Origin of the sequence: Allokutzneria sp. NRRL B-24872, from assembly GCF_002155965.1 — a bacterium.
GTDB lineage: Bacteria > Actinomycetota > Actinomycetes > Mycobacteriales > Pseudonocardiaceae > Allokutzneria.
On sequence record NZ_MUMH01000429.1, the window covers coordinates 1 to 652 of the forward strand.

Genomic DNA, 652 nt, shown 5'->3' on the forward strand with positions numbered 1-652 from the left:
GACCAGGTGTGGGCCGCGCCGGGTGACGGCCCGGCGTGGATGACGGGCGGCTCGTTCCTGGTGGCGCGCCGGATCCGGATGCACATCGAGACGTGGGACCGCGAAACCCTCGAGGGCCAGCAGCAGATCGTCGGCCGCACGAAGGGCACCGGCGCGCCGCTGGGCCAGACCGCGGAGTTCGACGAGCTGGACCTCGACGTCGGCGGCGCGGGCGGCGAGAAGGTGATCCCGGATGACGCCCACGTTCGGCTGGCCTCGCACCAGGCGCTGAACGGCGTCCGGATCCTGCGCCGCGGCTACAACTTCGTCCATGGCTCCGACGGCGTCGCGCACCTCGAGGCGGGGGTGGTCTTCCTGGCGTTCAACCGGCACACCCGCAACCAGTACGTGCCGATGCAGCAGGCGCTGTCCTCGAAGGACGCGATGATGGAGTACGTCCAGCACACCGGTTCGGCGCACTTCGCCGTGCCGCCGGGTGTCTCGGGCACCGGCTACTGGGGCGAAGGGCTCTTCTCCTAGGCCGGCGGCTCGCCGCCGATCGTCATCATCGTGTCGCCCCCACGCTGGAACTCGTAGCCCACCCGCCGGACGGTCGTGGGCAGCCCCGCCGCCGCCAGCTCGGCGCGGACCGCGGCCAGTTCCGGGTTCTCGG

1 protein-coding gene is annotated in these 652 nt (G+C 72.1%); it reads left to right on the forward strand.

The features are described 5' to 3' along the window. Window positions 1-519: Dyp-type peroxidase (locus CCN37_RS38485; RefSeq protein WP_143262092.1), on the forward strand; the 519-nt coding region annotated here is incomplete at its 5' end. Window positions 520-652: the final 133 nt, after the last annotated feature.